General features: G+C 58.4%; 30 protein-coding genes and 1 other RNA gene. 12 read left to right on the forward strand and 19 right to left on the reverse strand.

The window, feature by feature from the left end; genetic code table 11:
* Positions 1–13: 13 nt before the first annotated feature.
* From IPP68_07320 to IPP68_07330, 3 genes are read right to left on the reverse strand one after another with little or no spacing between them, the layout of a single operon-like run.
* Positions 14–664: a Spy/CpxP family protein refolding chaperone gene (locus IPP68_07320; GenBank protein ID MBL0350167.1), complete on the reverse strand. Its 651-nt coding sequence runs from the start codon at positions 662–664 to the stop codon at positions 14–16.
* Between the two features lie 13 nt (positions 665–677).
* Positions 678–1,142 (reverse strand): zf-HC2 domain-containing protein, encoded by a 465-nt coding sequence (locus tag IPP68_07325; protein ID MBL0350168.1) that lies wholly within the window; start codon positions 1,140–1,142, stop codon positions 678–680.
* Positions 1,132–1,743 carry an RNA polymerase sigma factor gene (locus IPP68_07330; GenBank protein ID MBL0350169.1) on the reverse strand — a complete coding sequence of 204 codons (612 nt, stop codon included), beginning with the start codon at positions 1,741–1,743 and terminating at the stop codon, positions 1,132–1,134. Before IPP68_07330 ends, IPP68_07325 begins: the two co-directional genes overlap by 11 nt.
* Positions 1,744–1,852: 109 nt before the next feature.
* Between IPP68_07330 and IPP68_07335 the strand changes: the two genes are divergently transcribed.
* Positions 1,853–3,052: a CapA family protein gene (locus tag IPP68_07335; GenBank protein ID MBL0350170.1), complete on the forward strand. Its 1,200-nt coding sequence runs from the start codon at positions 1,853–1,855 to the stop codon at positions 3,050–3,052.
* On the opposite strand, the gene IPP68_07340 is transcribed toward IPP68_07335, so the two are convergent.
* The 16 genes from IPP68_07340 to IPP68_07415 form a co-directional block, all read right to left on the reverse strand.
* Positions 3,014–3,334, reverse strand: a complete 321-nt coding sequence (locus tag IPP68_07340) for a GIY-YIG nuclease family protein (protein MBL0350171.1) — start codon at positions 3,332–3,334, stop codon at positions 3,014–3,016. The two genes, IPP68_07335 and IPP68_07340, sit on opposite strands and share 39 nt — an antisense overlap.
* A 57-nt stretch (positions 3,335–3,391) precedes the next feature.
* On the reverse strand, positions 3,392–4,414 hold the full coding sequence (locus IPP68_07345; GenBank protein MBL0350172.1) for an acyl-CoA desaturase: 1,023 nt from the start codon (positions 4,412–4,414) through the stop codon (positions 3,392–3,394).
* On the reverse strand, positions 4,398–4,904 hold the full coding sequence (locus IPP68_07350; protein MBL0350173.1) for a DUF2062 domain-containing protein: 507 nt from the start codon (positions 4,902–4,904) through the stop codon (positions 4,398–4,400). Before IPP68_07350 ends, IPP68_07345 begins: the two co-directional genes overlap by 17 nt.
* Positions 4,894–5,229 carry a DUF1475 family protein gene (locus IPP68_07355; protein ID MBL0350174.1) on the reverse strand — a complete coding sequence of 112 codons (336 nt, stop codon included), beginning with the start codon at positions 5,227–5,229 and terminating at the stop codon, positions 4,894–4,896. Before IPP68_07355 ends, IPP68_07350 begins: the two co-directional genes overlap by 11 nt.
* A gap of 1 nt (position 5,230) precedes the next feature.
* Positions 5,231–5,794 (reverse strand): chalcone isomerase family protein, encoded by a 564-nt coding sequence (locus IPP68_07360; GenBank protein ID MBL0350175.1) that lies wholly within the window; start codon positions 5,792–5,794, stop codon positions 5,231–5,233.
* Positions 5,791–6,834, reverse strand: a complete 1,044-nt coding sequence (locus IPP68_07365) for a class I SAM-dependent methyltransferase (protein ID MBL0350176.1) — start codon at positions 6,832–6,834, stop codon at positions 5,791–5,793. Before IPP68_07365 ends, IPP68_07360 begins: the two co-directional genes overlap by 4 nt.
* On the reverse strand, positions 6,831–7,592 hold the full coding sequence (locus IPP68_07370) for a DUF1295 domain-containing protein (protein MBL0350177.1): 762 nt from the start codon (positions 7,590–7,592) through the stop codon (positions 6,831–6,833). The genes IPP68_07365 and IPP68_07370 overlap by 4 nt, the downstream gene beginning before the upstream one ends.
* 14 nt (positions 7,593–7,606) lie before the next feature.
* A complete protein-coding gene (locus IPP68_07375; protein MBL0350178.1) occupies positions 7,607–8,890 on the reverse strand; it encodes a class I SAM-dependent methyltransferase in 1,284 nt (427 codons plus the stop codon).
* The gene (locus tag IPP68_07380) at positions 8,887–9,645 is read right to left on the reverse strand and encodes a DUF1365 domain-containing protein (GenBank protein ID MBL0350179.1); all 759 of its coding nucleotides are present in this window, start codon (positions 9,643–9,645) and stop codon (positions 8,887–8,889) included. The genes IPP68_07375 and IPP68_07380 overlap by 4 nt, the downstream gene beginning before the upstream one ends.
* A complete protein-coding gene (locus IPP68_07385) occupies positions 9,642–10,898 on the reverse strand; it encodes an FAD-dependent oxidoreductase (protein ID MBL0350180.1) in 1,257 nt (418 codons plus the stop codon). The genes IPP68_07380 and IPP68_07385 overlap by 4 nt, the downstream gene beginning before the upstream one ends.
* 4 nt (positions 10,899–10,902) lie before the next feature.
* Positions 10,903–11,541, reverse strand: coding sequence for a DUF1109 family protein (locus IPP68_07390; GenBank protein ID MBL0350181.1), 639 nt, complete (start codon positions 11,539–11,541; stop codon positions 10,903–10,905).
* The gene (locus IPP68_07395) at positions 11,528–11,998 is read right to left on the reverse strand and encodes a sigma-70 family RNA polymerase sigma factor (GenBank protein MBL0350182.1); all 471 of its coding nucleotides are present in this window, start codon (positions 11,996–11,998) and stop codon (positions 11,528–11,530) included. Before IPP68_07395 ends, IPP68_07390 begins: the two co-directional genes overlap by 14 nt.
* Positions 11,999–12,248: 250 nt before the next feature.
* Positions 12,249–12,596, reverse strand: a transfer-messenger RNA (tmRNA) gene (gene ssrA / locus IPP68_07400).
* 335 nt (positions 12,597–12,931) lie between these two features.
* Positions 12,932–13,267 (reverse strand): PilZ domain-containing protein, encoded by a 336-nt coding sequence (locus IPP68_07405; protein MBL0350183.1) that lies wholly within the window; start codon positions 13,265–13,267, stop codon positions 12,932–12,934.
* Positions 13,264–13,698, reverse strand: coding sequence for a tRNA adenosine(34) deaminase TadA (tadA, locus tag IPP68_07410; protein MBL0350184.1), 435 nt, complete (start codon positions 13,696–13,698; stop codon positions 13,264–13,266). Before tadA ends, IPP68_07405 begins: the two co-directional genes overlap by 4 nt.
* A gap of 20 nt (positions 13,699–13,718) precedes the next feature.
* The gene (locus IPP68_07415) at positions 13,719–14,735 is read right to left on the reverse strand and encodes an integron integrase (GenBank protein ID MBL0350185.1); all 1,017 of its coding nucleotides are present in this window, start codon (positions 14,733–14,735) and stop codon (positions 13,719–13,721) included.
* A 152-nt stretch (positions 14,736–14,887) separates the two neighbouring features.
* Between IPP68_07415 and IPP68_07420 the strand changes: the two genes are divergently transcribed.
* From IPP68_07420 to IPP68_07470, 11 genes are all read left to right on the forward strand, one after another.
* A complete protein-coding gene (locus IPP68_07420; GenBank protein ID MBL0350186.1) occupies positions 14,888–15,223 on the forward strand; it encodes a hypothetical protein in 336 nt (111 codons plus the stop codon).
* Positions 15,224–15,256: 33 nt separating this feature from the next.
* Positions 15,257–15,649 carry a DUF3192 domain-containing protein gene (locus IPP68_07425; protein MBL0350187.1) on the forward strand — a complete coding sequence of 131 codons (393 nt, stop codon included), beginning with the start codon at positions 15,257–15,259 and terminating at the stop codon, positions 15,647–15,649.
* Between the two features lie 88 nt (positions 15,650–15,737).
* Positions 15,738–15,944 (forward strand): hypothetical protein, encoded by a 207-nt coding sequence (locus IPP68_07430; protein MBL0350188.1) that lies wholly within the window; start codon positions 15,738–15,740, stop codon positions 15,942–15,944.
* 98 nt (positions 15,945–16,042) lie between these two features.
* Entirely contained in the window at positions 16,043–16,522 is a 480-nt protein-coding gene (locus IPP68_07435) for a hypothetical protein (GenBank protein ID MBL0350189.1), read from the forward strand.
* An 84-nt stretch (positions 16,523–16,606) separates the two neighbouring features.
* Positions 16,607–17,260, forward strand: a complete 654-nt coding sequence (locus tag IPP68_07440; GenBank protein MBL0350190.1) for a DUF4145 domain-containing protein — start codon at positions 16,607–16,609, stop codon at positions 17,258–17,260.
* A 538-nt stretch (positions 17,261–17,798) separates the two neighbouring features.
* Complete coding sequence (locus IPP68_07445; protein MBL0350191.1) at positions 17,799–18,632, forward strand: hypothetical protein; 834 nt, start codon at positions 17,799–17,801, stop codon at positions 18,630–18,632.
* A gap of 425 nt (positions 18,633–19,057) precedes the next feature.
* Positions 19,058–19,486 (forward strand): hypothetical protein, encoded by a 429-nt coding sequence (locus IPP68_07450; GenBank protein MBL0350192.1) that lies wholly within the window; start codon positions 19,058–19,060, stop codon positions 19,484–19,486.
* A gap of 33 nt (positions 19,487–19,519) precedes the next feature.
* Positions 19,520–19,756 carry a transposase gene (locus IPP68_07455; protein MBL0350193.1) on the forward strand — a complete coding sequence of 79 codons (237 nt, stop codon included), beginning with the start codon at positions 19,520–19,522 and terminating at the stop codon, positions 19,754–19,756.
* A 1,007-nt stretch (positions 19,757–20,763) separates the two neighbouring features.
* Positions 20,764–21,324, forward strand: coding sequence for an RDD family protein (locus tag IPP68_07460; protein MBL0350194.1), 561 nt, complete (start codon positions 20,764–20,766; stop codon positions 21,322–21,324).
* Between the two features lie 24 nt (positions 21,325–21,348).
* Entirely contained in the window at positions 21,349–21,996 is a 648-nt protein-coding gene (locus IPP68_07465) for a hypothetical protein (GenBank protein ID MBL0350195.1), read from the forward strand.
* 32 nt (positions 21,997–22,028) lie between these two features.
* Positions 22,029–22,706, forward strand: coding sequence for a CPBP family intramembrane metalloprotease (locus tag IPP68_07470; GenBank protein ID MBL0350196.1), 678 nt, complete (start codon positions 22,029–22,031; stop codon positions 22,704–22,706).
* The last annotated feature ends 57 nt before the right edge of the window (positions 22,707–22,763 follow it).

Below are 22,763 nucleotides of genomic sequence, written 5' to 3' on the forward strand. Positions count from 1 at the left end.
GGCCGTGCGCGCCTCAATACTCTTCGCCGCCCGGCTGACCGGGACCGCCGCCCTGGTCCGGACCGGACTCCTCACTGGGCCCCGCCCCCCCCTGTTCTCCTTGATTCCCGGACCGGCCCCCGAACCGGCCGCCGCCCCGGCGTCCGCCGGCGCCGCGGGACCCTTGAAATCCGCCGCCCCGGCGATTGCCCCATTGACCCCGTTTTTCCTTCATGATGGTCTGGAACTTGGCGAACTGCTCGGGCGTCAGAATTTTCTTCACATCGATGATGCCCTGGAGCCGATGGTCCTGCAATTTCTCCTGGGCCGCCCGGGCCGAGGCCTGGAGCGACTTCACTTTGTTCTCATCGAAGTTCGGCTTTTCCAGCTCGGCCCTGAGGGCTTCCCGTTTGGCGCGGGCGTCCTGCCAAAGGGCCAGGCCCGCCTGGCGATGGGCCTGGCGGTGCTCCCGAAGTTTGGCGGCTTGCTCATCGGTCAGTCCCAGTTCGGCTTTGATTTTCTCAAAGGGCCGTTCCCGATCTCCCCCCGTCCCGCCCCCCATTTCCCCGCGGGGTCCGCCGCGCGGGCCCGAATTTTCCGACGGTTCGGCCCGAAGGGACGACCCGGCCAAGACCAGCGCCCCGAGCGCCAAGGACAACCAACGTGCGTTTTGAATTCGTTTCATGACCGTTCCCCCCTTATAGAAAATACGTTTCGATATCGTTGGCGACGTCGTCCGTCCCGCCGTCCGTCTCGTCCACCGTCGGCAACAGCTCCGCCACGAATTGCGCGGTGTCCAGGGACACCGGCGCGGGCGGCCGGACCGGCGCCAAAACCATCACGGCCAGGGCCGCGGCCGCCGCTCCCACGGGCCACACCCATTGGGGGCGGAACAGACCCCCAATCCGAGCAGCGACCCAGACGCCCAGTCCCGCCCGGGGCGCGGGCTCGGCCCGCACGCGGGCCATGACCCGGGCGGCAAAAGCCGGCGCGGGCGCCGATCGGGCCGCGGCCAGCGCGGGACGCAAACGGGACCAGCCGTCCCGAAAAGCGCGGCATTCGTCGCAGGCCGCGAGGTGGGACTCCACCCGCGCGGCTTCGGCGGGCGAGGCCGCCTCGTCCAGGTAAAGGGCCAACAGATTTTTCAGCGCGTCATGGCTCATTTTGGGTCTCCAAACGTTGGACGACGCCGGGGGCGTCGACGTGTCGCGTCGATTCCAGCAGGGTTTGGCGCGCTCGCCGCAGTCGGGCCTTCACCGAATCCACGGTGACGCGCATGATTCGGGCGATTTCGCCGTAATCGAACCCCTGGACCTCCCGCAAAACGAGGACGGTCCGGTAGTCGGGGGATAAATTTTTGAGAAGTTGATGAACGTCCAACGCCCGACCGGGGGCGGGGGATCCGTCGGTCCGCCCGGCCAGAATTCCATCCCCTTTTTCCAACAGCGCGTCCAGGGATTCGGCGGGCCGACGTTTTCGGGACTTAATAACGTCCAAGCAATGGTTGTGGGCGATTCGGTGGAGCCAGGTGGAAAAAGACGATTCGTTCCGGAACCGGCCCAGGGCTCGGTAGGCTTTCAGAAACGCCTCTTGGGCGGCGTCCTCGGCCTCGGCGGCGTCCTGAAGGAGGGCCACGCACAGGGACCGAACCCGGGCTTCGTGGCGGCGCACCAGGGGCTCAAAGGAATCGGGCGTCCCGCCCAGAACCTCCTGGACCAGGGCCCATTCTTCGCGGCGAAGGGTGTCGTCGATGGGGTTCGCCATGGCTGTTGGACGCCGCGGGGGGGGTGGAAAGTGTCGCCTCCGGGGCGTGGATCCCATTGTAACAGACCCGGCGCGTCCGTGTTGACAGCCCGGAAATGGGGGGACATCCTTGAAGGGCTTCCTCCTTCTCCCCCTTTTTATGGTCCGCCGCACGCGATGGTCGGCCGTTGGTCGATTCTTATTGGTGAGCGGCCTTTCCCTGGCCGCGACCCCGCTTTATTTATTGGACCGGGCGGACCGTCCCCCCGCGGCGCCCTCCGTCGTTCTGTTGGCGGGCGGCGACGTCATGGTCGCCCGGCACATCGGCGTCCTCGCCGGACGGCGGGGCCTTCCCGCCTTGTTCGAAGGCCTTCGGGGGCTGGCCGGGCCCCGGGACATTTTTTTCGCCAACCTGGAATCGCCTTTGGGACCCGCCGGGCTCTCCCCCGCTTTCCCGGAAAAACCCTTTAATTTTCTGGGATCCACCGGCACCGCCGCGGCCTTAAAGGAATCCGGTTTTACCCTTGTGTCCATGGCCAACAACCACGGCATGGACTACGGTCCCGAAGCCATCGCCCACACGACAAACGCCCTGACCGCCGCCGGCGTGGCCTGGGCGGGGGTCGGCGCCGACGCCACGGACGCCCGGGCCCTGCGCGTCCTTGAACGCCGGGGGATCCGCTTCGGCTTCCTGGCCTACGCCGACGCCCATTCGCCCCGGGTGTTCGCCGATCGCGATCGGGCCGGCGTGTCGGGTCTTCGTCCGGCCTGGATTTTGGAGGACATCGCGCGCTGGCGCTCCCGGGTGGACGTGCTGGTCGTGTCCCTTCACTGGGGCATCGAATACGCCGATCGGCCCACCGACCGGCAGCAACGGCTGGCCCGGCGGATCATCGACGCGGGCGCCGACGTGGTGTTGGGCCACCACCCCCACGTCTTTCAGGGTCTGGAGGAATACAACGGCGGGTTGATTGTTTACAGCCTGGGGAACCTGCTTTTCGATCAACGGGGCGACCGGCGGGACCAAAATTACCTGGTGCGTTGCGTCTTTCGAGGAGGGCGCCGGGAGAGCACGGCGCTGGTGCCCCTGGCCCGCCGGGATAAATTTATTCCCGTGCGCGCGGCGTCGGAAGAGGCCGCCGATATTTTGGCCGAGGCTTCCCGGCGGTCCGCGCCCCTTCAGCGAACGATGCCGGCCTGGCTGCCGATCCCGGCGGCGGGGCCGAGGCCGAAAGGACCAATGCCGTCGCGCGGTCTCGAAGCGCCGGCTCCGCCGACCGTGGCGCCCCGCCTACTGGCCCGCCGGGAGGACCCGCCGCCGACGCCGTGAGGGCTTTTTCTTTTGGCTCCCCGCGGTTTTGAGGAATTTTTCCTTTTGGGGCCGGTCCCAGGATTTAATTTGGGCTTCCCGAACCAGGGCCTGGGACCGGGTAAGGCCGTCTTCCCGAAAACGAAGGTCGACCGGCCGCCGGGACCGGGTGTAGGCGGCGCCTTTCCCCGCGTTGTGCTGGCCCAGACGCCGTTCCACGTCCTTGGCCACCCCCGTGTAAAACGAACCGTCCACGCACCGCACAATATAAACGCTCCACTCGGACGGTCCCCCGTCGGCCATCCGGCGGATCATGTTCAAGTAGGTTTTTTCCACGATGGAATTCTTACCCTCGGACCTTCAACGGGAAGCCCGAAAAGGTCCGACCGCGGCATTGAAGGAAGGAGTCCGGACGAATTCGACTTGCTTGGCGACGGGACGAATCCGCGCCCCCGCTTCAGCGCCGGGCAAAACCAGAAGAGCCAAAACAAGCGCGGTCGCTCGAACGACCGGGACAACGACGGCGGGAAAACCAATCTTCCCCCGCCCCCGGGCCAGGACGCGGGCGGGCGGACGCCGGAGATCCCACACCACGCCCAATGCCTTCAGAGCCCGCAACAGATAAAAAGTCACGTCGAATTCCCACCAGTAGAAGCCTTGATTGACCGATGACGGGTAATAGTGGTGGTTGTTGTGCCAACCCTCCCCCAAGGTGATCAAGGCCAGCAGGCCGCTGTTGCGGCTGGTGTCGCGGGTGGGGAAACGACGCCGCCCGAACAGGTGACAGGCGGAATTGATCAGAAACGTGGAATGCCACAGGACGGTCGTGGCGACGAAGAACCCCCACAGCAGGCCGGGCACCCCACCGAGGACCAAACACGCCGCCGCCCAAAGAATCGGCGGTACTAAAAAATGCGCGTTCAGCCAGCGCAATTCCGGGTAGCGGGCGAAATCGGGAATGACGCGCCAATTGGTCTCGTCGTATTTGGAGTCCAGAACCCAGCCGACGTGGGCCCACCAAAATCCGTCCCGGACGGCGGAGTGAATGTCCCGGACCCCGTCGGACTCTTGGTGGTGAACCCGGTGATGGGCCGCCCACCATAGCGGGCCCTTTTGGGAAGCCGAGGCCCCCAGCCAAGCCAGGACGAACTGGAAGAACCGGCTCGTTTTGTAGGACCGGTGGGAAAAATACCGGTGATATCCGGCGGTGATTCCGAATTTGCGAAGGAGAAAAGAAGCGGCGGCCAAGACCAAGGCCGTTTTTGTCACCGGGCCCCAGAGCGCCGCCAGGGCGACCAGGTGGACGGCCCCGAAGGCCGCCAGATTCGCCCTCCCCCGGTAACCTCCCGGCGGCGGCGTATTTAAATTATTCGGTCTTTCCATTCGATTCACGTCCTTTGCGCTCCGCCAAATGCCGAAAAACCGTTTTTAGAATTCGAGCGCCCAAAAACCCGGCGGGGACTCCCAGGACCAGCCACACCGCGATCCCGGCCAAACCCGACCCGCCGAATTTTCGAAGAAACACCACCGGCCCGGTCAAAAATTCCTGGACGAGCGTGATCGGGTTCAAGGGCACCGGATCCAATCGGAAAACCCATTCCCCCAAACGCACGAACCCCGGCAACAAAATCAATTCCAAGGGATACACCAAATGGTTCGCCAATTGGAGGGCCACGTGGTTCAAACGCCCCAGGGCCCCGGCGGCGAGGCAGAGGACCGTCGTCGATCCCAAAATCGGATTGACCCCGATCACCACGCCCACGGCGCAACTGGCCGCGAGCCCTTCGGGCGTCGCCCCCTGGCGAAGCTGTTCAAGGAGCGGGCGCAACACCCGCCGGCGAAACCACCCCTCCGCGAGGACTTTAGGATCCACGGCGAAGCAACAGGTCCGCCGGGCGCGCCTCGACCGGCAAGCGGAAGGTCTCGATGAGCACGTAAAGGGACATCGTGATGTTCCCCCCGGCCATGATGAGCGCAAACCAAAGCACCCGCTTCGCCCAGGACACTTCCTTGTAAAACACCCAGGCGTAAAACGTCAGGAACCCGCCATAAGCGTCGGCGAGGGTCGCCAGGGCCCAGGGCTCCGCCGACAGGCCGGGCCAAGCTTCCCACAGCGGCCGCTTCAAGCTGGCCGCCACCGTGACCCAAACCATGAACAGAAAAATTCCGCCGAACAGCGCGCGCAACGATCGAATCATGCTAGAGGACTCCCAACAAGCCTTTTTGTAAATTCCGCTGCTCCCGTTTATCGCTGGCCCATATGGAAAGAAAGGACCGCTGAAATCCCTTGCCGGGAATCACGCACTTCAGAACGCCGCCCTCGTAAAAACGCGTTTGGTCGCCCGTTAATTCAAAGCTTTGGACCGTGCCGCGATGGAGGGCGCCCAGGGATTGTTTAAAAACCGCCAAATCCCGGGCGCTTTCCGCGTAGGGACGATCGTTGAATTCCCGGAAATGGTAGTCCCAGGCCCGGGCGTTGTTGTGGGCGTCCACCCGACGGAGAAACGTGAAATCCATTCGAAGGGGGCCCGCGGCCTCCCGAAGCGATTGGGCCGAACGAAGGGGCGACTCCGTGTATAGGGCGGCCACAAACACCTTGAGCCCCAGAAACGTCGCCTTGCCGATTCCCGTGCCCTGGAGGCGCAGGGTTTGTTCTCCCATGCGGTGCTCCTCGGGGATGTTCATTTTCTCCACGCGCCGGTCCGCCGACGCGGGCGAGGCGATCGCCGCCAAGGCCAACGCCGAAAGGAGGAATCGTTTCATCCCCGGCCCCCGTTTTTGAACCGGTAATGGCCCACGCCCCATTGGGCGCCGTTTTGGTAACCGAACAGTTCGGCGCAGGCCATAAAGAAAATCCGCCAGCGTTGGAACCACCGGTCCCGCGCCGCGCGCCCGTAGACATTTTCCAGAATGGGACGGATTTCCCGCCGGTGGGCGTCCAGGTTGTCGAGCCACGCCTCGGAGGTCCGGGCGTAGTGGGTGCCGTCCCACCGCCAATCCTTTTCCAGCGTCAAATGTTTTTGGAAGCGGGGCAGTAGGCCGTGGCCGGGCATTTGGCCGCCCGTGAAAAAATACCGCCCCATCCAGTTGTCCTCCCCCTCGGCCTCGAAGGGGTAGGAGAACGCCCGATGGGTGAACACGTGGACGAAGAGCTTGCCCGCGGGCGTCATCCAACGCGAGAGCCGCTCAAAGAGAGTCTCGTAATTCTTTAAGTGTTCGAACATTTCCACGCTGACGATTCGATCAAAGAGAGGATACTCCTTTTCCAAATCCGCCACGTCCGCGATGTTGCGGGTGATCACCCGCAAATTCGTCAATCCCCGGGAGCGGGCCGCCTCTTCGATGAACTCCCGCTGGGGCGCCGAATTGGACAAAGACAGAATTTGGGCCCGGGGGAACCGTTCCGCCATAAAGAGGCTCAAGGAGCCCCAGCCGCAGCCGAGTTCCAGGATTTTCTGCCCGTCCATCAATTCGGCCCGGGCCGCGGTTTCCGACAGCGCGGCCTCCTCGGATTCGTCCAGGGTCGTGTTCGCGGCGGGCCAGTAGCCCGAACTGTATTTCCGGTGGCGGCCCAACACGAGGCCGAAAAACGCCGGGGGCAATTCGTAGTGCTGGCGGTTGGCGTCAACGGTGTGAACCGCCAGAGGTCCGCGGCGAAGGTCCTCGGCGTAGCGTTCCTCGGCGTCGGCGGGCCGGGCGCCCAGGGCGTCCAGCCGTTGGCGGCAAAGGCGGCGAATGCCCGCGCGAACGACGGCATCGGGCAACCAGCCCCGCTCCATGGCGTTGATCAGGGCGGCGATCATGGGCGGGCCCCCGTGCGGGGAAACCAGGGGACGAAGGCGCTGGTGGTCCGTTGGTAGTCCCGGTAATCGTCCCCCCGGGAAACCAAGGCCTGGGCCTCCGTCGGCGGAATGCCGGAGACTTTGGTCAGCAGGACCAGCAAAAGGAGGGGCCCCGCCAGGGACCACGCCCCGCCCGGGGCCCCGAGAGACATCGGGACGTAGGCGCACCAAAGAAGCCATTCAAAAAAGTAATTGGGATGGCGGGAGGTCCGCCACAGCCCGACCCGACAGGTTTTGCCCCGGTTGGCCGGGTCCGCCCGGAACCGCGCCAACTGGCGATCGGCCAGGGATTCCCCGAGGAGCGCCACCGCCCAAAGCCCGAGGCCGACGGCGTCCCACCGCGACGGAAAAGGGGCCCCGCTTCCCAGAGCGGCCCGAAAGGTGAGAGGGAGAAGAAAAACCAGAAGTCCCTGGACCATGTAAAAAAGGTAAAAGACCGCCGGGTTCCATTCCCGTCGGAAACGGGCGTAGCGGCCGTCCTCGACGCCCGTGCGGACTCGATTGAAATACAGATACCCCGCCAGTCGGAGGGACCAGATCCCCACCAGGCCGGCGATCACAACCCGACGAAGGGGCAATCCACCCGAGCTCCAGGCCAAAAAGGCCGTTTGCAGGCCGATGCCCAGGGCCCAGGCGGCGTCCACGGCGGTGGCGTTTTGGGTTCGCCGCTGTTGAAGCCACAAGAGGCTGAAAACCGCCCAGATTAAAATTGCGCTCATCCAAAGTCCCGGCGTCAAAGGTCCCCCAGGAGCGCCGCGCCGCGGAAATCGGGCTTGGTGAAAAGAAATTGCCCCACGCCGATGCTTTTTTCCTGAAACCCGCCCTCGCAGTAGCCGAAATAAAATTGCCAAAGGCGGTAGAGGGTTTCCGGATAACCCAGGGCCAGCACCTTTTCCCGATTGGCCGCGAGGCGGTCGCTCCAGGCCTCCAGCGTCCGGGCGTAGTGGGGGGTCAGGTCCTCCTGGTGGGCCAAAAACAGATCGGTCCGCCGGGCCACGGCGCCGGCGATGGCCGACACGCTGGGAATGCCGGAGCCCGGGAAGATGTGCTTTTGAATGAAGTCCACGGCGTTCCGGGCCGCGTCGTAGTATTGATCGCGGATCAGGATGGATTGCAACAACATGCTCCCGTCGGGTTTGAGGCGGTCCGAGCAGGTTTTGAAATAAACCTCCAGGTTGTCCAATCCCACGGCCTCGATCATTTCGATGGACACCAGCTTGTCGTATTGTCCCCGAAGGTGGCGGTAGTCCTCCTTGAGCAGGGTGATTTTCCCCTCAAGCCCGGCGGCCTTGATCCGCGCCCGCGCCCGGTCGTGCTGGGCCGTCGAGATGGTCGTGGTGGTCACGCGGCAGCCGTAATTCCGCGCGGCGTGGAGGGCGAACCCGCCCCAGCCGGTGCCGATTTCCAACAGGTGGTCAGCGGGCGCGAGCCGGAGCTTCCGGCAAATCCGGTCGTTCTTCTCGGTGGAGGCCTCCAGAAGCGTGCTGTCCTCCCGGGGGAATATGCCGCAACTATACATCCAGGTCTCGTCCAGGAACTGGGCGAAAAAGTCGTCGCCCAGGTCGTAGTGGGCCCGGATGTTTTCCCGGGACCCTTCGATGGAATTGCGGCGCAGGCGGTGAAGCGCCCGCTCCAGGGGCCGTCGCACCGCGCCCCAGCCGCTGTCCAGGGCGTTCAAGGCCTCGCGGTTCGCCACGAAAATGCGAATCAAGGCGGTCAAATCGTCCGCCGTCCAATCGCCTTCGGCGTAACTCTCCCCCGCCCCCACGCTGCCGCCCAAAAGCGCCCGGGCGTAGAAACGGGGACGCCGGACCGTGAGCCGCGCCTGGGCGAAGGCCCGGTCCGCCGCTTCGCCAAAGACCCGGGAAGTCCCGGCCGCCTCGTCGACCAATTCCAATCGGCCCCGGCGAAGCCCTTCCAGTTTCCCGGCCAACACCCGGCCCAGCCAACGGTCCAGGGCGCCGACCCCGAATCCCCGGCTTTCCACCCGGGGCCGCTCCAACAAACCTTCGTTCATGGTTTTACTCCGGCGGGGTGGGGAAAAAAAGGAGCCCGCTTCAGCCACAACCGCATCGCCTGCCAATGGATCATCAAAACCGTCTTGAGCGTCGACGCCGGGTAAAAAAGCAGGGAGGCGGCCACGGCCCCGGGGCTCCAGGGCGTCCGCTTCAGCCGGAGCGTCGCGTCGAACATCCGGTCGGCGCCGCCCAAGGGCACGTTGTCCATGTGGACGAACAGGTCCGGCCCGGGCGCGCTGAAGTTCCACCGGTAGCGCTGGGCCATGTCCATGAACGGCGACACGTGAAAGGCCTTGTCGAACTCGAATTGCTGGGTCCCCTCCGCCCCCGAGCACCGGAGAACGTAGGCGTGGCGCTCCTTCCAGGGCGTGTTGGTGATCTCCGCGACGACGAAGTCCACCCGGGCGCCCGCCGCGTCGAAGCAGTAATAGAAGCTCACGGGGTTAAAGCAGTGGCCGAAGGTTCGAATTTGGGTCAAAAGCCGGATGGGCCCCGCGGGACGCCGCCCGGTTTCTTTTTCCACCCGGTCCCGCACTTCCGCGTCCAGGGGCCGGGCCGGGTCGCCCAAATAATCCGCCCGGTGAAAAGCGAAGAGCCCCCGGCGGTTGAAGGAAAAAAGACCGGGGAGCCGGAAGAGCGACGGTATTTCCGCCAGATCCAGATAGAAATAGAAAACCGAATAGGCGAATTCGTTGCCCACGGGCTCAAACCGCCGGTGGCGCACCCGGCCGTGGTAAAGGGCGCTTTGGATCATGGTACGATGCCGAGGCTCTCGCACACCCGAAGGCCGCTTTTGACGCCGTCTTCGTGAAAACCGTAGCCCCAATAGGCTCCCGCGTAGTGGGTGCGCAAATCGGGGCCGCTGATTTCCGCCCAGCGCTTTTGGGCGGCCACCGCCGCCGTGGTGAAGACCGGATGGTGGTAAAGGATCTTCCTGATCACCGACGCCGGGGCCAGTCGATCGTCCATGTTGAGCGACACGCAAAAAGTCTCGGGGGACTGGATCGTCTGAAGAACGTTCATGTCGTAGGTCACGGCCACCCGGCCCTGGGCCCGGGCGGGCACCCGGTAGTTCCAACTGGCCCAGGCGGCGCGGAGCTCGGGCAGAACCGCCGTGTCCGTGTGAAGGGTCGTGCGGTTTTCCTGGTAGCCGAAGACCGACAGGATTTCCTTTTCCCGGTGCGTCGGGTCGGTCAGGACCTGGAGCGACTGGTCCGAATGGGACGCCAGAATCACGTGGTCGAATTCCTCCGACCGCTCGCCGGCCGGGCCGCCGGTCGTCACGACCACGCCCTGGGGGGTCCGCCGCACCGCGGTCACGGGGGTGTTGAGTTCCACCGGGTTTTTGAGCCGGGCCGTGATCGCCTCCACGTACGTCCGGGACCCGCCCCGGATCACCCGCCACTGGGGGCGGTCGTTCACCGACAACATGCCGTGGTTCTTGAAAAATTGGATGAAGCACCGGGCGGGAAAACTCCGCATTTTCTCCACGCTGGAGGACCAGACCGCCGCCCCCATGGGCACGATGTAATGATTGACGAATTCCCGGGAGTATCCCCCTTGAGACAGGTATTGCCCGAGGGTGATTTCCTCCCCCGGGCGGTCCAGGAGCGTCGGCGCCTCGCGGTTGAAGCGCACGATGTCCCGAATCATGCCGTAAAACGACGGGCGGAATAGATTGCGCCGCTGGATGAACAGGCGGTTCAAGTCCGTGCCGTTGTATTCCAGCCCCGTGGATTCCACGTGCACGCTGAAGCTCATGGAGGACGGCTGGGATTCCACCCCCAGCTCCTGGATCAACCGGATAAAGTGGGGGTAGGTCCAGTCGTTGAACACGATGAACCCCGTGTCCACCCGGTGGTCGCCCGACGCGCGGTGAAGGGCGATCGTGTTCGTGTGTCCGCCGACGTAGTCCCCGGCCTCGAACACCCGCACCTCGTGCCGCCGGGACAAATAATGGGCGCACACCAGGCCCGAAATGCCGGAACCGACAATGGCGATTTTCATCGGGTCACCACCGCAGCCAGCGGTTTCCCCAACGGGGGAGAATCCCGATCAACAGGAACACCGGAGCGAAATGCCACAACAGGAGGTGGAAGGCGTTTTCCAGATAGCACACGAAAAATTGGGTAACGAACAATCCCAGCCCGCCCGCCGCCACGGCGATCCAGGCGGCCGTAAGGCCCAACCGGGTGGGAGCGCCCCGCCGGGCCAAAAACAGGAGCAGGCCGGATTCCAGCAAACCGATGGAAAAAATGACCACGCCGCAGCCGCCCCGGCGATAGGTCAGTTCCCCCGCGAATTCCGCGGCGAAGGCGGAGGGCGTCAGACGGTAAAGCACCAGGGCCAACAACAAAAGCGGCGGCACCCACCCCCAAAGGATGTCCCGGCGGGTCAGCCGCGCGGGGAAGGAACTGCGGTAGGCCACCGCGCTGGCCACAAAAAAGGCGAAGAAACTGAGCACCGTCTGGGCCCGGTAGGCCCCGTCCGCCATTCGCACGTGAAGGTCCTGCCGAAAGGGAAGGAGCGCCAGGGACAGGGCCAGGACGAGGCCGGTCCCGCCGATCCAAACGGCCAGGGCCCAGCGCCGGACGTCCGGAGCGGGGAACGATTGGGCCGAAAGATCCTGAATCAACTCATGGGTTTGCATCGTCGTCCTTTTTCGCCTTTCGGCGCAGGGCCCCGAGGGCCCGGTGGATCGTCACTTTGACCGCGGACAGGGAAAGGCCCAGCCGGGCGCCCACCTCGGCCAGGGGCCGTCCCTCCAATTTGGCCAGGATCACGGCCCGCCGCTGGTTCTCCGTCAGGCCTTCCAACAGCTCCTCCACTTCCAGCCCCCGGTCCAACACCTCGTCGCCCGCCAGGGCGCTTTCGGGAATGTCCTCCAGGGTCGTCGCCGGCGGTCGGGCCGAGAGCGCCCGGGCGTGGTCGATCAACCGGTAGCGGGCGATGGCGAAAATCCAGGGCAAGGCCGGCTGGGACGGATCGTAAAGATGTTTTTTCCGGTGGACGGCCACCAACACGTCCTGAACCAAATCCTCCACGGTTTCCACGGGGATGGCCCGGGAACGGGATTTCATCAAGTAGCCCCGCACCAGGCGGGCCACGACGGCCAGAAAGGCCCCGTAGGCCGGGCCGTCGCCCTTCAGCGCGAGGGAAAGACCCTGTCGAAGTTCCCGCTCCAGTTGGTCCCGATTCTGAATGATGGAAAGCCCTCGCTGTCAATATATATACGCGGGCCGCGGTGGAAAGGTTACAGGCCCGACCGCTTCATTTTACTGAACGCGGGGGGCCGCCGGGGCGCCGCGCCAACGAAAAAGGCCCGACCGCGTTGGCGGTCGGGCCTTTCCCTTCGATTGGTGGAGGTGGCGGGAATCGAACCCGCGTCCGAGGATGTGTCAACCCGGTCACTACAGGCTTAGCCTAGGTTTGATCTCGCGCAAGGGTTGTCCCTAGACAGAACCACCCAAGCGCCAGCTCCGTTGTTGTCTCACCGTTCCCGACGAAACGCGCGGGAGACGGCCAGCCGGCTAATGACGTCCGTTCCCTCCAGCCGGCGTCAAGGGACGAACGTCACGGCGTGTTAGGCCGCGAGGGCGAACTCAGTGTTCGCTTGTGTGTTGGTGCCCGTTTTTTAACGAAGCTCGAGCGACTTCGACCTGCGACCAGGGCCTCCAGCATCTCCGTCGAGCCCTGTTCACCCCCGTGCGGGAATTCGGGCACTATGTGCCCGCCGCACGCACTCGCGCTATGCGCAAGTGCTATGAACTCACTTCGGGCACTATGTGCCCGCGCCTTTCCACAAACAGGCACGGTGCGTATCCGCACCGCCGCACGCACTCGCGCTATGCGCAAGTGCTAAAAACCCAATTCGGCGCCTATCGCGCCGCCCCAGGCACTTGCACAGTCCCATTCCACAAACTGGGACGATACCTAGCGGCATCCTGTGCAAGTTCCAGATCCTCAAATATTTCGGGCACAACGCGCCCCGCTCAACCACCCTTCTTATTATACCCTCTTTTCCCGTCGAAAAAGGGCGGTCAGCTGGAGCTTTCGATGGTGAAGGTGAGGGCGTGGCGCACTTTGCGGCGGTCCTCGCCCCGGTGGAAGTTGAGTCCCGTCACGTAGCTTCCGCCGTTTTTGGTGCTTCGGGCCACCACCACCGGCACCCGGCGGAAGGCGAAGCGGCCGGCGATCTCAAAATCCAAATAAGCCGTCTGCCCGGAATCCCAGGGCTCCAGGGTTTCGATGCAGAGGCCGCCGTAGCTGATGTCGCGGATGATGACGCGGCCGATCTTTTCCCCTTCGCTTTCCTTGTAGATGTCCCCCCCGACGAAAAAGCTCACGCGGTTGTGCGATCGTTGATCCGAAATCATTTTGGCCTCCGTGCCTTGAAAAATTGCCGCAACAAACGGCGGGACGTCCCCGCCAACAATCCCCCCGAAACCTCCATCCGATGGTTCAATTTCGGATGGCGCAACAAATCCATGACGGACCCGCCCGCCCCCGCCTTGGGGTCGTGGGCGCCGAAGACCACGCGCTTGACCCGCGCCAGCACCAGGGCCCCGGCGCACATGGCGCAGGGTTCCAAGGTGGTGTAAAGCACGGCCTCGATCAGCCGCTCCCGTTTGAGCTTCTCCCCCGCCGCCCGCAGGGCCAGGATCTCCGCGTGGGCCGTCGGGTCCCGGCGGCCGCGAATGCGGTTCCGGCCCCGGGCCAGGATCTTCCCGTCCTGCACCACGACGGCGCCCACGGGCACTTCCTCGGCCTTGTAAGCCCGACGCGCCTCCAGAAGGGCCGCCCGCATGAAGGGGGCGTCCGCCTTTTTCACAGCTGGTCCAAGGGGCTCCGAACGGCGGTGCCTTGGTTCAAAACGTGGGTGTAGATCATGGTGGTGGTGACCGACTTGTGGCCCAGCAATTCCTGCACGGTGCGGATGTCGTAGCCGCCCTGCAAGAGGTGCGTGGCGAAACTGTGGCGAAGGGTATGGACCGAGGCGGGCTTATCAATGCCGGCCTTTCGCACGGCGGCGCTCACGGCCTTTTGCAGGCCCGTTTCGTGCCAATGGTGCCGACGCTCTGCGCCGCTCCGGGGATCCAAGCTTCGGGATTTGGCGGGGAAAACGTATTGCCAGCACCATTCCCGTTCGGCGTTGGGGTATTTCTCCGCCAGGGCCTGGGGCAAATAGACGCGGCCGAATCCCGCGGCCAAGTCCTGCTCGTGCAGAGCTTTCACCCAGGCCAGGTGGCGCTCCAGGAGGGGCCGAAGCTTGGCGGGCAACACCGTCACCCGGTCTTTCCCCCCCTTTCCGTCGCGGACGATGATTTGGTTCATCCCGAAATCCACGTCCTTCACCCGCAGGCGAAGGCCTTCCATCAACCGCATGCCCGTGCCGTAAAGGAGCTCCGCCATGATCCGCGCGGGCCCGTCCAGACTGTTGAGCAAGCGGGAGACCTCTTCGCGGCTCAACACCAGGGGCCGGCGCTGGGGCCGCTGGGCCCGGGCGAATTGGCCGAAGTCCCCCAGGTTGATCTTGAGGACGTGCTTGTAAAGAAAGACCAGGGCGTTCAAGGCCTGGTTTTGGGTGCTGGCCGAAACGTGTTTCTCAATGGCCAAGTGGCTCAGGAAGGCGCGGATTTCCCCTTCGCCCATGTCTTTGGGATGCTTTTTTCCATGGAAAAATTCGTAGCGTTTGACCCAATCCACGTAGGACTGTTCCGTGCGGATGGAGTAGTGGCGAAGGCGAATTTCGGTTTTCAGTTGATCCAATAGTTTGGGCGGTTGGCCAGGAGTGGCCGGTTGTGCCGGGTGGGGATTGATAAGCGAAAGGGCGATTTTATCCATGGAATGACCGGCCTTTTTACACCAACATTGATGTCCACCCCCATAATGGCAAAATATTGTTATTCTGTAAATATAAACGTTTACTGTCTTATGATATGATTACTAGGCAGATTTAATGGAATCTAATTAAAAGGTTGGGCATAGGAGGCGATATGAATTCCGATCTTAAAGAGACTCTCCCTGTCACTTTTGGGATTGCAACCCGTATTTGGTGGGCTGTTACTTGGCGAGGACTGGTTATTGTTTCCATCTTAGGATTGGTTATTTATAAACCCATTGTCGCTGGCCTCGAAATGCGTGGGACCAAGGAACTAATCCCGCTGATTACGGCTTTATTTCAACTGATTGCTTTTATTCCCGTTGGCATTACCGCTGTTTTCTGGGTGCTCCGAAAAGGAACCTTCGGCGATATCCACTTAACATTAGTTTCTGTCGAGCCCAACCAGGCACTCAAGCCGACGCCACCACCAAACGGTGGCGCGGCTTAGTTTCTTCGTTAGACATCTTAAAAGGGAGAACTAATGTTCAAACTGTCAGGACTTGTTCTTGCTTTTCTTGTTTGCACCGGCTGCATTGACGCTGCAATCCGTAAGCACGATCAAGTTTCATCTGCGATACAGCTGGGATCATCAAAAGAAGAAGTTTTGTCTATCCTTGAACCTATCCAACAAACCCTATCCAGAAAAGCACGTAAAATGCCTGACCGTTATCTCAAGGATGGGAAAGAATATTTCATCTATTATGCCCGTTCTGCCAGACAACCTGATGATTTAACTACAGACGATGAATTTACACCTTACGTTTTTGTCGATGGTAAGCTTACAGGAATAGGATGGGCTGCACTCGGTGGCCCCAGAACTCAAGGTCAAGCGCCTGCACAAATCAATGTCCAGCAGAAGATGGAGATTAGGTAGCTTTATGTCTAACCAATCGCTGCACCGGACGCGCGCACGGCGCGCGCCGGTGAGCTAAATTCGTTGGGCGTAATAATAGGGGGAACCAATGGAGAACCTGTTGGGCATTGTCATCGCCCTGGCGGTCATCATTTTTATTTTTCTTATTTCACGTGCCATTGTGTTGTGGTATTGGAAAATCGATAAGATCGTAGAGTTACTTGAAGAAATTGAGTGGCACCTAAATCCAAATAACTCAAATTCGCAAGAATTGCCTGAAGGTTCTCCAAGGCAGAAAAAAGACATGCATGATTAGTGGGATGTCTATTTGCGCCTAACAAGTCGCTCCAGCCGAGGCCTCCACGCCCCCTTGCGGCGTTCCAGCCCGGCTGAGCTTAATCGTTAGGTGCTCGTATGAAGAATATTTTAACTTTATCACTGATTATAATTTTATCAGCCTGCAGTACTTTCCACTATCCCCGGCGCTTAGTTTCAGACGCAGAGAGAGGTGTTACCCTTTTTCGATGGGTAGATTCAATTAAAGACAGCCTGGATCAGCCTTTGCCTATTACGATTAACGGGTTTAAAGCGGGGGAAATCATAGAGGAATCTCGACCATACACCAGTGGGATGAGAAAATTCTTTGGCGCTGCTTTTTCTCACGAAGTTGCATATACAGATTCTAAAACTAAGAAACGGCATATCCTATGGACTTATGCAGACTATGCATGGCTTGGAAAACTAAGCCAAGGCCCAGAGCAGGAAATTATTCGTCTTTATCACGGGCATCAATTAATATTCCTTCGGTTTTATGTAACTGAGTTAAATATCCAAACCGGTAAAATACGGGGATATCGTTTGAGTCGAAGTGAATACGATAAGCTAGCTAAATAGCACCTAACAAGTCGTTGCAGCCGACGCCGCCACCAACCGGCGGCGCGGCTGAACTCGTTCGTTGGGCAATATAATGGTGAAGATATGATAATCGAGTGCCAGGATTGTGAATCGAAGGTTGACGGGAAAGTTCTTGCGGAAAAGAAGTTTGATGTAGAGGGTGAACTCCCATATCGCTATTCTTTCCTTGAATGTCCCGTTTGCCATTCTGTAATGGTTGGTGTTTCGGAATTGTTTCAGGTTACATTAGAGGATTATGAGTGGAGCATTGCGTCCAGGGTCTGGCCAAACCCTCACCGCGATATTGATCTCTCAGTTCCTGACATTGCTCGACGTTCACTTGTGAATGCTCGCAAGTGTTTCCTTGCGAAGGTTTACGATGCCTGTGCCGTAATGTGCGGAAAAACCATGGAGGCGATTTGCGTTGAGAAATCGGGGGAACGGAATTTGAATCAGGGTTTGAAATTGCTGTTAGAAAAGCAAGTTATCGATCGGAGGCTCTATGATTGGGCAGAGGTCTTGAGAAAAGAAAGGAATCTCGGTGCTCATGCCACGGAAGTAGAGACATCCAAGGAAGATGCTAAGGATCTTCTTGACTTCGCTACCGCGATGTGTGAATACATTTATGTTTTAACTGACAAGTACAAAACGTTCGTCGAGCGCAAAACAAAAAAGACCAACAACATTTCGCTTGCCCAACAAGGCAATCAAGCCGAGGCAGTCACGGGTGGCTCGTAGCGCCGGTGGGTTCGTTTTTCTGTCGAGTATCGTCGTTGCTCCGATCCGCCGTCGTTTGAAGTGGCTGCCCGGCTTATTTTGACACGTTGGGCCAGGAGAATTTAATGGATATGAAGAAGGTGGCAGAGCATCGAATAAATTTTGCAAGCATGTCCAACGATGAACTTTATGGACAAATGCACCAATGGGTTGAACGTTCGAAATGCACCTGGCCGCGAAACTGCTGTTAAAAGAACGGGCGGAAAAATTGGAACGCAAGAGATTTCATCTAATTTTTTGGCCGTCTCTAATAGGCGGAATAGCTGCGATTTTGGCAATCTTTTTAAGATGATGCGCCCAACAATTCATTCCAGCGGACGGGCCACACGGCGGCCCGCCGCTGAATTTTGACGTTAGGCATATGGCTGTAGGCGCCTTCGATGATAGTTACTGCACAATCTTTTATTGGGATTATTTGAACTGTGAGATTCTCAGACTTTCAGCTTAGAAAAATCGACCGATAGAGACACGATTCCTTGACCTAAGAAATTGTGATGCTTTGCTGCCGAATATCGGCAACCTTCCCCTAGTCAAGCAATTAGAAAACTGTCTTTGTGGAATTAACGACGATAATCTTAACTACCTCGGGTTTTTCCATAAGCTGTTACAGCAGAATTTCAAATCTATTAACGCATCATCATCGTCGCGCCGGCAACTTATTACACAACTCAACCTGGTTCAAATCGCATATGCAGCTGATCGTGCTATCAATACGCAGGCTATCGAGTTTCCTTATCCGGGTCCTTGCAGTTTGCACCTTGGGCTGAATCTAAACAATGACTTGTCTTGGAAAGTTATTGTGCCGCTCCAATTCCTTTTAAAAGAGTGGGGCGATGCCAACAAAGGGTTCCAAGGCTACGTCCACTCGATAACTCATAATATGCCGCGTGACGAGACCCCGGAGCAGTTGCATGAAAAGCAAAAGAAGGACCAAGACAGTTACTACTATGTCGGCATTACTGGTCGGAATTGGTTACAACGATTAAACGAACACGTTGGTGAAATTCATCGTGGTTCTCGAAAGAAATTTCATCAGGCTTGGCGAGAGAGCTTAGGCATGAAGAATGTTGGGATTATCTCATCATTGATGGCTGTAAACATGACCTACGATGAAGCAATGAATTGGGAAGAGAAGGCTGTGGATGGAATTTCAAGTGATCAGTACGGTCTAAATATGATTCCTGGTGGGTTTAAGGGACTTAAGCTCCTTCATGAGCATCGTTTCACAAGTCGCGTCCGAGTGTCACTGGACGAAAGGGAGCGGGCAATCGAAGAATATGCTCGACAAAACCCCAGGAAGGGAATTCCCAATCCATTTATGAAAGCCCTTTAGAAAAATGACAATCACTACCTCAAAGTGATTGGTAGTCGTGAAAAAACTCTGACCCCTGATCAGGTGAGGAATATCAGAGCACTTCATCAATCAGGGGATTCTGTGGAGGAAATTACAAGAAAAGTTGATGCTCTCCATGAAAAACAGGTCAAGGATGTGTTGGCAAACAGAACGTATAGTCGGGTTCATTAGTTAGGATTTAAAACTCGATATGCCCAACCAGGAGGAATGAGGGACGGTGATGAGTTAATAACTTAAGCGCCCAACCCGGCGCTGCAGTGGACCGGACCCGGTGCGAATCGTGGGGTAAAGCCCGGTCCATTCAGTTTAATTTGTATCGCCAGCGGTCGTCGCTCGCGCATTTCGGGTCCGGCCACTGAGCTTGGTTCGTTATGCGGCTTAGATCACAGCTTCAGAGGTGAATCATGGATGAGTTAAGTCCCACCCAATCCCCAACTAATGCACTGCCTTCACAAGAAACATTAGTCAAACGCATTCGCAGTGGCGCTTCATGGTTTGTATGGATCGCATTACTCTCTGCAATCAATTCCATCGCAACGATGTTGGGAAGTGCCTATAACTTTGTCATCGGCCTTGGTATTACCCGTGCAAATGACGCTCTTGCGATTACTAGACAAAGTCATCTCGGTCCACTCTCAACGGATTTGTTTGCACTTATTGTGGACGGGATATTTATCGGAATGTTTTTGTTCTTCGGTAAGGTTGCTAGAACAGGAAAGCTGTGGCCGTTTATTGTAGGAATGGTTATCTACGTCCTCGACAGTTCGGTTGTAATTCAAACCAAAGACTTTATGCTGCTCCCCATTAAGGCCGGGGTCCTGCTAAGAGAGTAAAATGGGGCTGAGACCCAACCGAGAGACTCAGCCATGAAACGAAGAGAATGGGAACCGAAGAAAGCCATGATCGTCCTCCAAGGACTACGCGGTAAAGCCATCGCGGACCTGTGTAGCGAACACCAAATCAGCCAGGCCCAGTATTACCAGTGGCGTGCTTTTTGGCCAATACCGACCGCATCTTTGACAAACACCCCGACAAGAAACAGTTTCGACTCCAGGAGGGAACGCCCGGCTCAACACATGATCGGGAGCTCACGATGGAGTTAAAAAAACGAAATCGAGCTCAAGGAGCTCGGGCTTGAGCGACCGTCCTGTTCCGTCACCCAGCGCAACCAGGACATCGTTAAAAGATCAGAACCTGAAATCGGATCACCCCTTCTGGGGATACCGCGGATCTGGGCCCAGCTCAATACGATGAGCACGCGAACATCAACAAAAGCGCGTCCTGCGTTTGATGCGTCGCCATGACCTCTTGGTGAAGCCCAACCTGCGCCTTAAAGCCAAGAGGACGTCGTCGAGGAGCAAGCCCATCGCCGTCCGCCCCAACGAATGGTGGATCGATATGACCAAGGTCCTGATCAATCCTGCGGCTGGATCTACGTCGTCTTGGTGTTGGACTGGTATACCAAGACGATCGTGGGTTATTACGCCGGACCCCAGGCCAAAACCCAGCACTGGTTGATGGCGCTAAACATGGCGGTCAATCGGCGGTTCCCCAATGGGAGTCGCGGTCAGGACGTCAAGCTCATGAGCGACAATGGCTGCCAGCCCACGTCCTCGGGTTTCAGAGGCCTGCAACGCCTTAGGGATTACCCAGGCGTTCACCAGCTGCAACAACCCCAAGGGCAACCTTGACACCGAGCGGGTCAATCGGACCCTGAAAGAGGTCGTTTGGCTCCGGAGTGTGGACAACCCGTTTGTCTTTGTCAAAGAACACAGAACTGGATCGAAATCGATTGCAACCAGCGGCACCGGCACTTGACCCTCGGCCACCGAACACCGGCCGAGTTTGAGGCCCTTGCCATCAACCAACCAGCCCCGGCACTCTCTTAGGAACCCCTTGACTAATGGGGAGCATTACAACTTTATTGGAATTGGGTTCCATGCTTGGGCACTCTTTGGACTCTATTCAGGCTTTCGTGCGTCGCGGCAATTAAAGAAAGGAATTGAGTGATGGCGCCGCATAACCAATCGTTGCAGCCGACAAATGCCACGGCTATCGCCGTGTCATTTGCAGCTGAACTCTATTCGTTAGGCAACAAAGGAGAATCTCGATGACTGACAGTGAACTAGCCAGCCCTAATGAAAAGAATGCGTTAGCCTCCTTTGGAGAAAGGCTGCTTGCCGTCATTGCTGACAATTTCCTCGTTGTCCTCATCCCTGCCGCAATTCTCATTGCAGTCTACATCGGTATTACGAGTGCCACTCTCGCTCAAATAAAGGCTGGTCAATCCCCGGGGTATAAATATTTCATCCTGATTGACGTGATCTATTTCATGTCTGTCCCTGCCTTCTATTACGCACTTTTTTGGAGTAAATCGGGCATGACACCCGGAAAGCGCCTGGCCGGAGTAAAGGTGGTCCGCCTTAATGGCGAAAGATTAACTTACCCTCGGGCTCTTGCCCGGGCCTATTCGATGCTTCTTTATCGGATCCCCGTATTCCAAGTTCCTCTTCTGATTGTTTCCGCCGTGATGATCGGCTTTGAAAAAAATAAGCGGGCCCTACATGACATGATTGCCGAAACCATTGTTGTAAAAAACAATGTTTTCGGTGGCGCCCAACCCGGCGCTCAAGCCGACCGAGCCACGGGCAGGCCCGGCGGCTTACCTTAGTCGTTGGGCGAGCATGAGGAACGAATGCGAAAAATAAATCCGCACACGTTGTTTCTATTATTTTATTTGATTGCCGGGTTTTTCCATGAGCCAGACGTTCGCGCTGAAATTCAAGAGAAGGAACCGGCTAAAAACTCCAATTCGGCTCAACCATATGAAGAAAAGGCAATTCTTTCCGCGAAACATTTTTCTAAAGTTCTTGGAATAGGAATAGGAGATCCAATTAAGGTGAGAATGGATTCACTTTACGATGGTTTCGGCACCCGCTTTCTGGTTTCGTTTAATATGAAAAAGGGTTCTGTCTCAAAAGTCGATTCATGTGATATTGGCGTTTTGTTTGCGATTAATGAAATCACCGGCAATATCACTGACAATTCCTGTTTTAACTTTGCCAGCCCGCCAAAGGACTCCGGAATGTTCCTCTTACGACAATATTTCAGAAACCACGATCTGGAATGGGAAGATCCCGTTCAGATTCTTATCCAGGGCCCAAGACTTCTTTTTCAATTTCCGTCAAATGGGATGCAAGTAGATCCACGTTACGTCGCGGTATTTCCAAATCGCGGGGAAGTAGAAATTGGGAGAACTTTCAGAAAAACCTTGCGATCGAAACCATCTACCGCCCAACAAAACGGTCCAGCGGACGTGGGCACGATCGGCCCGCGTCGCTGACCTTGGGTGTTATGCCCCAGGCGGAAGGCAAAATGCTGAATCATAAAATCAGACTATCGCTAATCATTACCGCCTCCTATATGGCGATAAGAGCTCTGATTTATTTTCTATACCCAGTAAGCTCTTTGGATGACTGGTTCTACCGCGACATTCTTATGTGCGGGCCCAGACTTTTGGGCCTATTTCTTGCTGTTTGGCTTTTTCGTTCTGAGCCAGAGGGAGATATTTCACGTTCAGGATGGGCATACCTGTACGCCGTCCTATTGTTAATTTCCCATCTGCCCGATTTCCTTCAGAAAGGCTGGGAACCCTGGCCGATCCACATGGTCTATGTAGGAATAGCAACCTCGTTGGTTGTTGGCCTTTTCGAAGAGTATCTCTTTCGTGGTGCTCTTCTGTCGGGATTAGTCCGCCAGTTGCCGTTGCCATGGGCCATTGTTATTTCATCGTTAATCTTTACTGTTTATCATGTTCAGGCTCAGTCACTGATTGGGTGGCCAGGGATTTTTCTCGTCGGTATCGTTTTCGCAAATTTGCGCGTACTTGGTTTTGGCCTGCTGAGCCTTTCTATTCTCCACGGGCTAATAGACTGGGGTTATTTCCTCGTGGCCCCGGAGAGCGGTGTCAGTTTTGCGTTCCTTATTGCTGCGGGTATCCTAGCCGTTCTATCGCTCAGCCATGTTTTGCTTACTCGCAAGCGGGGGGCATAACCCGGCGCTCAAGCCGACCAGGCCACGGGTCGGCCTGGCGGCTTACCTTAGTCGTTA

The organism is Elusimicrobiota bacterium (assembly GCA_016722575.1).
Lineage (GTDB): Bacteria > Elusimicrobiota > Elusimicrobia > FEN-1173 > FEN-1173 > JADKIY01.

What these genes read in the sequence shown, in the direction of transcription:
- IPP68_07320 (MBL0350167.1), bottom strand. Translation starts at nt 664, where the DNA reads ATGAAACGAATTCAAAACGCACGTTGGTTGTCCTTGGCGCTCGGGGCG.
- IPP68_07325 (MBL0350168.1), bottom strand. Translation starts at nt 1,142, where the DNA reads ATGAGCCATGACGCGCTGAAAAATCTGTTGGCCCTTTACCTGGACGAG.
- IPP68_07330 (MBL0350169.1), bottom strand. Translation starts at nt 1,743, where the DNA reads ATGGCGAACCCCATCGACGACACCCTTCGCCGCGAAGAATGGGCCCTG.
- IPP68_07340 (MBL0350171.1), bottom strand. Translation starts at nt 3,334, where the DNA reads ATGGCCGACGGGGGACCGTCCGAGTGGAGCGTTTATATTGTGCGGTGC.
- IPP68_07345 (MBL0350172.1), bottom strand. Translation starts at nt 4,414, where the DNA reads ATGGAAAGACCGAATAATTTAAATACGCCGCCGCCGGGAGGTTACCGG.
- IPP68_07355 (MBL0350174.1), bottom strand. Translation starts at nt 5,229, where the DNA reads ATGATTCGATCGTTGCGCGCGCTGTTCGGCGGAATTTTTCTGTTCATG.
- IPP68_07360 (MBL0350175.1), bottom strand. Translation starts at nt 5,794, where the DNA reads ATGAAACGATTCCTCCTTTCGGCGTTGGCCTTGGCGGCGATCGCCTCG.
- IPP68_07365 (MBL0350176.1), bottom strand. Translation starts at nt 6,834, where the DNA reads ATGATCGCCGCCCTGATCAACGCCATGGAGCGGGGCTGGTTGCCCGAT.
- IPP68_07370 (MBL0350177.1), bottom strand. Translation starts at nt 7,592, where the DNA reads ATGAGCGCAATTTTAATCTGGGCGGTTTTCAGCCTCTTGTGGCTTCAA.
- IPP68_07375 (MBL0350178.1), bottom strand. Translation starts at nt 8,890, where the DNA reads ATGAACGAAGGTTTGTTGGAGCGGCCCCGGGTGGAAAGCCGGGGATTC.
- IPP68_07380 (MBL0350179.1), bottom strand. Translation starts at nt 9,645, where the DNA reads ATGATCCAAAGCGCCCTTTACCACGGCCGGGTGCGCCACCGGCGGTTT.
- IPP68_07385 (MBL0350180.1), bottom strand. Translation starts at nt 10,898, where the DNA reads ATGAAAATCGCCATTGTCGGTTCCGGCATTTCGGGCCTGGTGTGCGCC.
- IPP68_07390 (MBL0350181.1), bottom strand. Translation starts at nt 11,541, where the DNA reads ATGCAAACCCATGAGTTGATTCAGGATCTTTCGGCCCAATCGTTCCCC.
- IPP68_07405 (MBL0350183.1), bottom strand. Translation starts at nt 13,267, where the DNA reads ATGATTTCGGATCAACGATCGCACAACCGCGTGAGCTTTTTCGTCGGG.
- tadA (MBL0350184.1), bottom strand. Translation starts at nt 13,698, where the DNA reads ATGCGGGCGGCCCTTCTGGAGGCGCGTCGGGCTTACAAGGCCGAGGAA.
- IPP68_07415 (MBL0350185.1), bottom strand. Translation starts at nt 14,735, where the DNA reads ATGGATAAAATCGCCCTTTCGCTTATCAATCCCCACCCGGCACAACCG.
- IPP68_07420 (MBL0350186.1), top strand. Translation starts at nt 14,888, where the DNA reads ATGAATTCCGATCTTAAAGAGACTCTCCCTGTCACTTTTGGGATTGCA.
- IPP68_07425 (MBL0350187.1), top strand. Translation starts at nt 15,257, where the DNA reads ATGTTCAAACTGTCAGGACTTGTTCTTGCTTTTCTTGTTTGCACCGGC.
- IPP68_07430 (MBL0350188.1), top strand. Translation starts at nt 15,738, where the DNA reads ATGGAGAACCTGTTGGGCATTGTCATCGCCCTGGCGGTCATCATTTTT.
- IPP68_07435 (MBL0350189.1), top strand. Translation starts at nt 16,043, where the DNA reads ATGAAGAATATTTTAACTTTATCACTGATTATAATTTTATCAGCCTGC.
- IPP68_07440 (MBL0350190.1), top strand. Translation starts at nt 16,607, where the DNA reads ATGATAATCGAGTGCCAGGATTGTGAATCGAAGGTTGACGGGAAAGTT.
- IPP68_07450 (MBL0350192.1), top strand. Translation starts at nt 19,058, where the DNA reads ATGGATGAGTTAAGTCCCACCCAATCCCCAACTAATGCACTGCCTTCA.
- IPP68_07455 (MBL0350193.1), top strand. Translation starts at nt 19,520, where the DNA reads ATGAAACGAAGAGAATGGGAACCGAAGAAAGCCATGATCGTCCTCCAA.
- IPP68_07460 (MBL0350194.1), top strand. Translation starts at nt 20,764, where the DNA reads ATGACTGACAGTGAACTAGCCAGCCCTAATGAAAAGAATGCGTTAGCC.
- IPP68_07465 (MBL0350195.1), top strand. Translation starts at nt 21,349, where the DNA reads ATGCGAAAAATAAATCCGCACACGTTGTTTCTATTATTTTATTTGATT.
- IPP68_07470 (MBL0350196.1), top strand. Translation starts at nt 22,029, where the DNA reads ATGCTGAATCATAAAATCAGACTATCGCTAATCATTACCGCCTCCTAT.